Source organism: Hydrogenophaga sp. FG152, from assembly GCF_057809615.1.
This window is the reverse complement of sequence record NZ_JBMDKH010000010.1, coordinates 190,135-197,143: the sequence shown is the minus strand read 5'-3', so window position 1 is coordinate 197,143 and position 7,009 is coordinate 190,135. Positions and strand designations below refer to the sequence as shown.

At 69.4% G+C, this 7,009-nt stretch carries 5 protein-coding genes and 1 pseudogene; 4 read left to right on the top strand and 2 right to left on the bottom strand.

Annotated elements, in window-relative coordinates; genetic code table 11:
• The 4 genes and pseudogenes from ACODTB_RS14210 to ACODTB_RS14195 all read left to right on the top strand — a co-directional run.
• Window positions 1-391: pseudogene (locus ACODTB_RS14210) on the top strand (methyl-accepting chemotaxis protein); the annotation flags it as partial.
• 35 nt (window positions 392-426) lie between these two features.
• Entirely contained in the window at window positions 427-1,983 is a 1,557-nt protein-coding gene (locus tag ACODTB_RS14205; RefSeq protein ID WP_488929422.1) for a methyl-accepting chemotaxis protein, read from the top strand.
• Window positions 1,984-2,041: 58 nt separating this feature from the next.
• Entirely contained in the window at window positions 2,042-3,622 is a 1,581-nt protein-coding gene (locus tag ACODTB_RS14200) for a methyl-accepting chemotaxis protein (RefSeq protein ID WP_488929421.1), read from the top strand.
• Window positions 3,623-3,641: 19 nt separating this feature from the next.
• Entirely contained in the window at window positions 3,642-5,171 is a 1,530-nt protein-coding gene (locus tag ACODTB_RS14195) for a methyl-accepting chemotaxis protein (RefSeq protein ID WP_488929420.1), read from the top strand.
• A gap of 5 nt (window positions 5,172-5,176) precedes the next feature.
• On the opposite strand, the gene ACODTB_RS14190 is transcribed toward ACODTB_RS14195, so the two are convergent.
• Together ACODTB_RS14190 and ACODTB_RS14185 are read right to left on the bottom strand one after the other, a co-directional pair.
• Window positions 5,177-5,902, bottom strand: a complete 726-nt coding sequence (locus ACODTB_RS14190) for a 16S rRNA (uracil(1498)-N(3))-methyltransferase (protein WP_291114893.1) — start codon at window positions 5,900-5,902, stop codon at window positions 5,177-5,179.
• 2 nt (window positions 5,903-5,904) lie between these two features.
• Window positions 5,905-6,996 carry an aminoglycoside phosphotransferase family protein gene (locus ACODTB_RS14185; protein ID WP_488929419.1) on the bottom strand — a complete coding sequence of 364 codons (1,092 nt, stop codon included), beginning with the start codon at window positions 6,994-6,996 and terminating at the stop codon, window positions 5,905-5,907.
• Window positions 6,997-7,009: the final 13 nt, after the last annotated feature.

Sequence of the window (7,009 nt, the reverse complement as noted above, 5' to 3'; positions counted from 1 at the left end):
CGCGGCGCTGGTGGAGGAGAGCGCGGCCGCCGCCGAGAGCCTCAAGGACCAGGCCAAGCGGCTGGACCAGGTGGTGCGCGTGTTCCGCACCGGCGACGCCGAGCACCAACGTCCCGCCGAGCCGTCGCCCGTCGCCACCGTCGCCACGCCGCCGGCATCGGCACCGGTGCTGACCTCGGTGGTGAAACCGGCCACGTCCGTGACGTCCGCCAAGGCCAAGGCCGCAGTGCCCGCCAAGGCGGCGGTCGCTCCCGTGGTGGTGGCTCAGCCGACCCCAGCCAAACCCAAAGCCAGCCGGCCCGTGGAGCCGGCGGCGGCACCGCTGCGCCAGGCGCCTGCCGTGTCCACAGCCCCCAGTGCCGCCAGCGAAGGCGACTGGGAAAGCTTCTGATCGATTCTTTTCACCCACACGGATTCTTCCTTCCCATGTCTTTCCATCAATTCAAGGTCGGTCATCGGCTGGGCCTGGGTTTTCTCAGCGTGCTGGTGCTGCTCCTGGCCGTCACCGCGCTGGGCTGGAGCGGCCTTCGCGCCACCCAGGCGGCCACCGAGCGCGTGATCCGTCTCGAGCACCTCGCCTCGGTCACGGAAGAGTGGGCTGCCGGCACGACGCTGAACATCAGCCGCGCGCTCGCCGTGGCCAAGTCCCGCGCGGACCCGGAGGTCGATGCCTACTTCAAGCCCCTGATCGCGCAGACGTCCACGCGCATCAGCGAACTGCAGAAGACGCTGGAAGCCGAGATCACCAGCGCCGAAGGCAAGGCCTTGCTGGCCAAGATTTCGACGGTGCGCGGCGAGTACATCGCGGTGCGCAAGACCTTCTTCGACGTCCTCAAGACGGGCGACCTCGTGGCTGCCAACCAGATCCTGGCCAACCAGGTGCTGCCGGCCGCCGACCGCTACAGCGGCGCCCAGAACGAGATGCTGGCGGCCCAGCGCAGCCTGGTGCAGGCCGCCATGACCGACTCGGCCCACACCGTGAGCCGCAATGTGACCTGGCTGGTGACGCTGGCCGCGCTGGCGGTGGTGGTGGCGTCCCTGCTGGCCTGGCGCATCACCCGCTCGGTGACGGTGCCGGTGCGCCAGGCGGTGGCGATCGCCTCGGCCGTGGCCGACGGCAACCTGTCGGTGCCGGTGCAGACCAACCGCAGGGACGAGCTGGGTGACTTGCTCAACGCCCTGGGTTCGATGAAGAACTCGCTGATCCAGACCGTGAGCCAGGTGCGCAGCGCGACGGACAGCATCAACACGGCGTCGGTGGAGATTGCGTCGGGCAACCAGGACCTGAGCGCGCGCACGGAGCAGGCGGCGAGCAACCTGCAGGAGACGGCGGCGAGCATGGAGCAGCTCACGAGCACGGTGCGCCAGAGCGCGGATGCGGCGCGCCAGGCCAACCAGCTGGCGGCGAGCGCAGCGGAGATCGCGGTGCGTGGTGGCGAGGTGGTAGGCCAGGTGGTCACGACCATGGACGAGATCAACCACAGCAGCAAGAAGATCAGCGACATCATCGGCGTGATCGACGGGATCGCGTTCCAGACCAACATCCTGGCGTTGAACGCGGCGGTGGAAGCCGCGCGGGCCGGGGAGCAGGGCCGCGGGTTCGCGGTGGTGGCAGGCGAGGTGCGCAATCTGGCGCAGCGCAGCGCGCAGGCGGCCAAGGAGATCAAGGGGCTGATCGGTGCGAGCGTGGACAAGGTGGAGACGGGCTCCAGGCTGGTGGCCGATGCGGGTCAGACGATGAGCGAGATCGTGGGCTCGGTGCAGAGGGTGAGCGACATCATCGGGGAGATCACGGCGGCTGCGGGTGAGCAGAGCGACGGGATCGGGCAGGTGAACGTGGCGGTGACGCAGCTGGACCAGATGACGCAGCAGAACGCGGCGCTGGTGGAGGAGAGCGCGGCCGCCGCCGAGAGCCTCAAGGACCAGGCACGGCGCCTGGCCGGTGTCGTGCAGATCTTCCGAACGGACGCCCATTCCTCATGAACACGGGCGGCGCCTGAGCCCGCCGCATCCTTTCAATCAACAAGACGAAGAGACAGTCATGCAACACTTGATGCGCCAGTTTTCCATCCGAATCCGCATGAGGGCCGCCATCGGCGTGGTCCTGATGCTGCTGCTGCTGGTCGGTACCGCCGGCTGGTGGGGCATGGCGCGCATGCACGCGCTGAACGAAGACTTTGTCGAACGCACTTTCGAAGAGACGCTCACGCTCTCGCGCCTTCAGGTGGCGCTGGGCGACATGGGCCGCCACGAGAAGGACATGATCATTGCCTACGAAAAACCCGAGGCCGTGCTCAAGGCCAAGGCCCAGTGGCAGGCCGCGCGGGACGAAGCTCAGAAACAGATGGACGTGCTGCAGGCTGGCAAGGAAGACGGCGAGAACGAACTGGTGCGCGAGATGCAATCGCACCTCACGAAGTACGTCGCCGCCGTGGGGCCGGTGACGAACCAGCTGGAGTCCTCCGGCTACGATTCGGCGACGGTGGCCAACCGCATGCTGGGTCGCGCGCACGCCAACTATGGCGACCTGCTGCAGAGTCTCAAGCAACTCGAAGAGGTGCTGATGGCCGATGCCGCCAGCGCCCGGCAAGCGGGCAAGAGCGCCAACGACCAGACCCTGATGCTGTTCGGCCTGGCCGTGGCGATCGCCGCCCTGGTGGTGGTGCCGACCACGCTGTCCAACATGAACAGCATCTGCCGCCCGCTGGACGAAGCCCAGCATCTGGCCAGCGCGATCGCCAAGGGCGACCTCACGCGGACGATCCAGCGCGAAGGCAAGGACGAAACGGCCGCGCTCATGCGCGCACTGGGCGACATGCAGGCCTCGCTGGCCCGCATCGTGGGCGAGGTGCGCAGTTCCACCGACAGCATCGGCACCGCCAGCCAGCAGATCGCCAGCGGCAACCAGGACCTCTCCAGCCGCACGGAGCAGGCGGCGAGCAACCTGCAGGAAACCGCCGCCAGCATGGAACAGCTCACGAGCACGGTGCGCCAGAGCGCCGATGCGGCGCGCCAGGCCACGCAGATGGCCGTGGCCAATGCCGAGGTGGCGGTGCGCGGTGGCCAGGTCGTGGGTCAGGTGGTCACGACCATGGACGAGATCAACCACAGCAGCAAGAAGATCGGCGACATCATCGGCGTGATCGATGGCATCGCGTTCCAGACCAACATCCTGGCGCTGAACGCGGCGGTGGAAGCCGCGCGGGCCGGGGAGCAGGGCCGTGGGTTCGCGGTGGTGGCGGCCGAGGTGCGCAGCCTGGCGCAGCGCAGCGCGCAGGCGGCCAAGGAGATCAAGGGCCTGATCGAGACCAGCGTGGGCAAGGTGGAGGACGGTTCGCGCCTGGTGGCGCAGGCCGGCAGCACCATCGGCGAGATCGTGGCCAACGCCGAGAAGGTGTCGGCTTTCATCAGCGACATCACCACTGCCGCGGGCGAGCAGAGCGACGGGATCGGGCAGGTGAACGTGGCGGTGACGCAGCTGGACCAGATGACGCAGCAGAACGCGGCGCTGGTGGAGGAGAGCGCGGCCGCCGCCGAGAGCCTCAAGGACCAGGCCGGTCGCCTGGCCGAAGCGGTGCGGTTCTTCCGCATCGACGACGGCACCCCGATGTTGCGCGCCTGAGCGCCGCGAGGGGCACGCCATGAACTTCAACCAACGTCTTCTTCTGGCGTTCGTCGCGCCGGCCGCGCTCTTCGTGGCCGGCCTGGCGGGCAGCATCTGGTCGCTGGCGCAGACGCAGTCGCGCTTCGACCACTACATCAAGACCGAGCAGGCCACGGCCAGCGGCCTGCAGGACATGTATGCGCAAGGCCTGCAGATGGGCCAGGCGCTGCGCAACATCGTGCTCGACCCGAGCAACCAGCAGGCCTACAAGAACCTGGAGGCGGCGCGCGAGGCCTTCGACGCGGCCCACCAAGCCACGCTCGCGGCCGCCAAGGGCACGCCCGCCGAAGCGGGTCTGGCCCCACTGGTCGGCTTGCGCACGGCCCAGGCCCAGGCGCAGGACAAGGTGCTGGCCCTGCTGAAGACCAGCGCACCCGATGCGGTGCAGATGCTCAACACGGAAGAGACCCCGGCCTGGCGCAAGCTGCGCGGCGAGCTGCTGCAGCTGGGCAAGGCCTCGCAGGCGCTGTCGACGCAGACGCACGAACAGGTCAACGCCGAAGCCGACCGCGCCCGCGCGCTGGCCATCGGCCTGGCCTTGCTGGCCCTCTCGGCCGCCGTGGTGCTGGGGCTGGTGGTGCAGCGCACGCTCAAGCGCGAGATCGGCGGCGACCCGGCCATGGCGCGCAGCGCCTTGCGCCGCATCGCCGACGGTGACCTCAGCGGCGCCACCCCGCCCGCGCAGGATCCCAACAGCCTGATGGGCGCGCTCTCGGCCATGCAGACCTCGATGCGCACCCTGGTCGGCCAGGTGCAGCAGTCCAGCGGTGGCATCGACGTGGCCAGCGGCGAGATTGCGTCGGGCAACCAGGACCTGAGCGCGCGCACGGAGCAGGCGGCGAGCAACCTGCAGGAGACGGCGGCGAGCATGGAGCAGCTCACGAGCACGGTGCGCCAGAGCGCGGATGCGGCGCGCCAGGCCAACCAGCTGGCGGCGAGCGCAGCGGAGATCGCGGTGCGTGGCGGCGAGGTGGTGGGCCAGGTGGTCACGACCATGGACGAGATCAACCACAGCAGCAAGAAGATCAGCGACATCATCGGCGTGATCGACGGGATCGCGTTCCAGACCAACATCCTGGCGCTGAACGCGGCGGTGGAAGCCGCGCGGGCCGGGGAGCAGGGCCGTGGGTTCGCGGTGGTGGCGGGCGAGGTGCGCAATCTGGCGCAGCGCAGCGCGCAGGCGGCCAAGGAGATCAAGGGGCTGATCGGTGCGAGCGTGGACAAGGTGGAGACGGGCTCCAGGCTGGTGGCCGATGCGGGTCAGACGATGAGCGAGATCGTGGGCTCGGTGCAGAGGGTGAGCGACATCATCGGGGAGATCACGGCGGCTGCGGGTGAGCAGAGCGACGGGATCGGGCAGGTGAACGTGGCGGTGACGCAGCTGGACCAGATGACGCAGCAGAACGCGGCGCTGGTGGAGGAGAGCGCGGCCGCCGCCGAGAGCCTCAAGGACCAGGCCCGGCGCCTGGCCGGTGTCGTGCAGCTGTTCCGGCTCGCGCCGGCCTGAGCGCGTCAGCCCAGCGCGAGCGTGAGCGCCGCGAGCGCGGCCGTCTCGGCGCGCAGCACGCGCGGCCCAAGCGTGACGGGCAGGAATCCGGCGGCGCGGGCAAGCGCATCCTCGCTGGCGCTCAGGCCGCCTTCGGGGCCGCTGAGAAAGCAAACTGGCGCCTGCGCCGGCACCTCGGCCAGGGCCTGCGCCAGCGGTCGGGTGCCCTCGGCCAGCGAGAGCAGGCAGCGCAGACCGGCATCGGCGGGCGGCAGCGTTTTCAGCCAGGCCGCGAAGTCGCTCACCGGGTGCACCGTGGGCACGCGGTTGCCACCACACTGTTCACACGCCGCCACCGCCACCGATTGCCAGTGCGCCTGTTTTTTCGTCGCGCGTTCGCCACTCAGGCGAAGCACACTGTGCGAGGTGTGCAGCGGCTGCAGGCTGGCCACGCCGAGTTCAGCGGCTTTCTCCACCAGCCAGTCCATGCGCTCGTTGGCCGGCATGCCCAGCGCCAGGTGCACCGCGCGGATGGGCTCGCGTTCGGTGGCGTGGTGCGCGCCGAGCAGCACCTCCACGTCGCTGCGGCCCATGCGGGTGATGGTGGCGTCCCACTCGCCGCCCTGGCCGTTGAACAGCGTGATGGTCTGACCGGGTTGCAGGCGCAACACCTGCACATGGCGCGCCGCAGCGGCGGGCAGTGCGAGGGGCTGGCCCTCGAGCAGCGGCGCCGGGCAGTGGAAACGCGGCATGCTCAGACGCGCCCGAAGGCGTAGCCGGAGGCGGCCTGCAGGCCTTCGATCTCGTCGAGCATCTTCAGGAACGGGCCAAGCGCGCGGTAGCGGTGCGCCGTGTGGCGGATGTAGCCGATGAAGCGCGGCGCGTCGGCCAGGTACTTGGGTTTGCCGTCGCGCAGGGTGAGGCGCGCGAAGATGCCAGCCACCTTCAGGTGGCGCTGCAGGCCCATCCACTCAACGCCCCGGTAGAAGGCGCCGAAGTCGCTGTGCCAGTCTTCGAAATCCATCAGGCCGGCCGCGCGCGCCTTTTCCCAGTAGCGCACGGTGACGTCGATCACGAAGTCTTCGTCCCAGCTGAGGAAGGCGTCTCGCATCAGGCTGGCCACGTCATAGGTGATAGGGCCGTGCACGGCGTCCTGGAAGTCGAGCACCCCGAGCTGGCGGGCGGGTGTATCACCGGGTTGCAGTGGCAACATGAGGTTGCGCGGCATGAAGTCGCGGTGCACGTAGACCTGCGGCGCCGCGAGGTTGTGCGCGACGATGGTGTCGAAGGTCTTCTGCAGTGTCTGCGCCTGCGTGGCATCGAGCGCGAGGCCTTTGTGCTGCGCCAGGTACCAGTCGGGAAAGAGCTGCAGCTCGCGGCGCAGCAGGGCGTCGTTGTAGGGCGGCAGCACACCGGGTCTGGAGGCCAGCTGCCAGGCCAGCAGCGCATCCAGCGCCTGCATGTAGCGCGCGTGGTTGGCCTGCGGCCTCTCGGCGTCGATGCCGTCGAGCATGGTCTGGTGGCCGAGGTCGCTCAGCAACATGAAGCCCTGCGGTTCGTCCCAGGCGAGGATCTCGGGCACCAGCAGGCCGGCCTCGCGCAGCAGACCGGCCACGTGCACGAAGGGCTGGCAGTTTTCTTGCGCCGGGGGCGCGTCCATCACGATCAGGCTGCCGCCGGCTTGCGCGTCCAGGCGCAGGTAGCGGCGAAAGCTCGCGTCGGCCGAGGCGGGGCGCAGGGTGCCGGGCAGCAGGTCCAGGCGGGCGGCCAACGGCTGTAGCCAGGCGTGAAAGGCGACTTCCCGAACCGGATCGGCCCAGGTGACGGCGGGGTGGGACGGGCTCATGGGGGCGGGTGGT

Bases quoted from the DNA above. Each gene is read 5' to 3' on its own strand.
- ACODTB_RS14205 (WP_488929422.1), top strand. From the start codon at position 427: ATGTCTTTCCATCAATTCAAGGTCGGTCATCGGCTGGGCCTGGGTTTT.
- ACODTB_RS14200 (WP_488929421.1), top strand. From the start codon at position 2,042: ATGCAACACTTGATGCGCCAGTTTTCCATCCGAATCCGCATGAGGGCC.
- ACODTB_RS14195 (WP_488929420.1), top strand. From the start codon at position 3,642: ATGAACTTCAACCAACGTCTTCTTCTGGCGTTCGTCGCGCCGGCCGCG.
- ACODTB_RS14190 (WP_291114893.1), bottom strand. From the start codon at position 5,902: ATGCCGCGTTTCCACTGCCCGGCGCCGCTGCTCGAGGGCCAGCCCCTC.
- ACODTB_RS14185 (WP_488929419.1), bottom strand. From the start codon at position 6,996: ATGAGCCCGTCCCACCCCGCCGTCACCTGGGCCGATCCGGTTCGGGAA.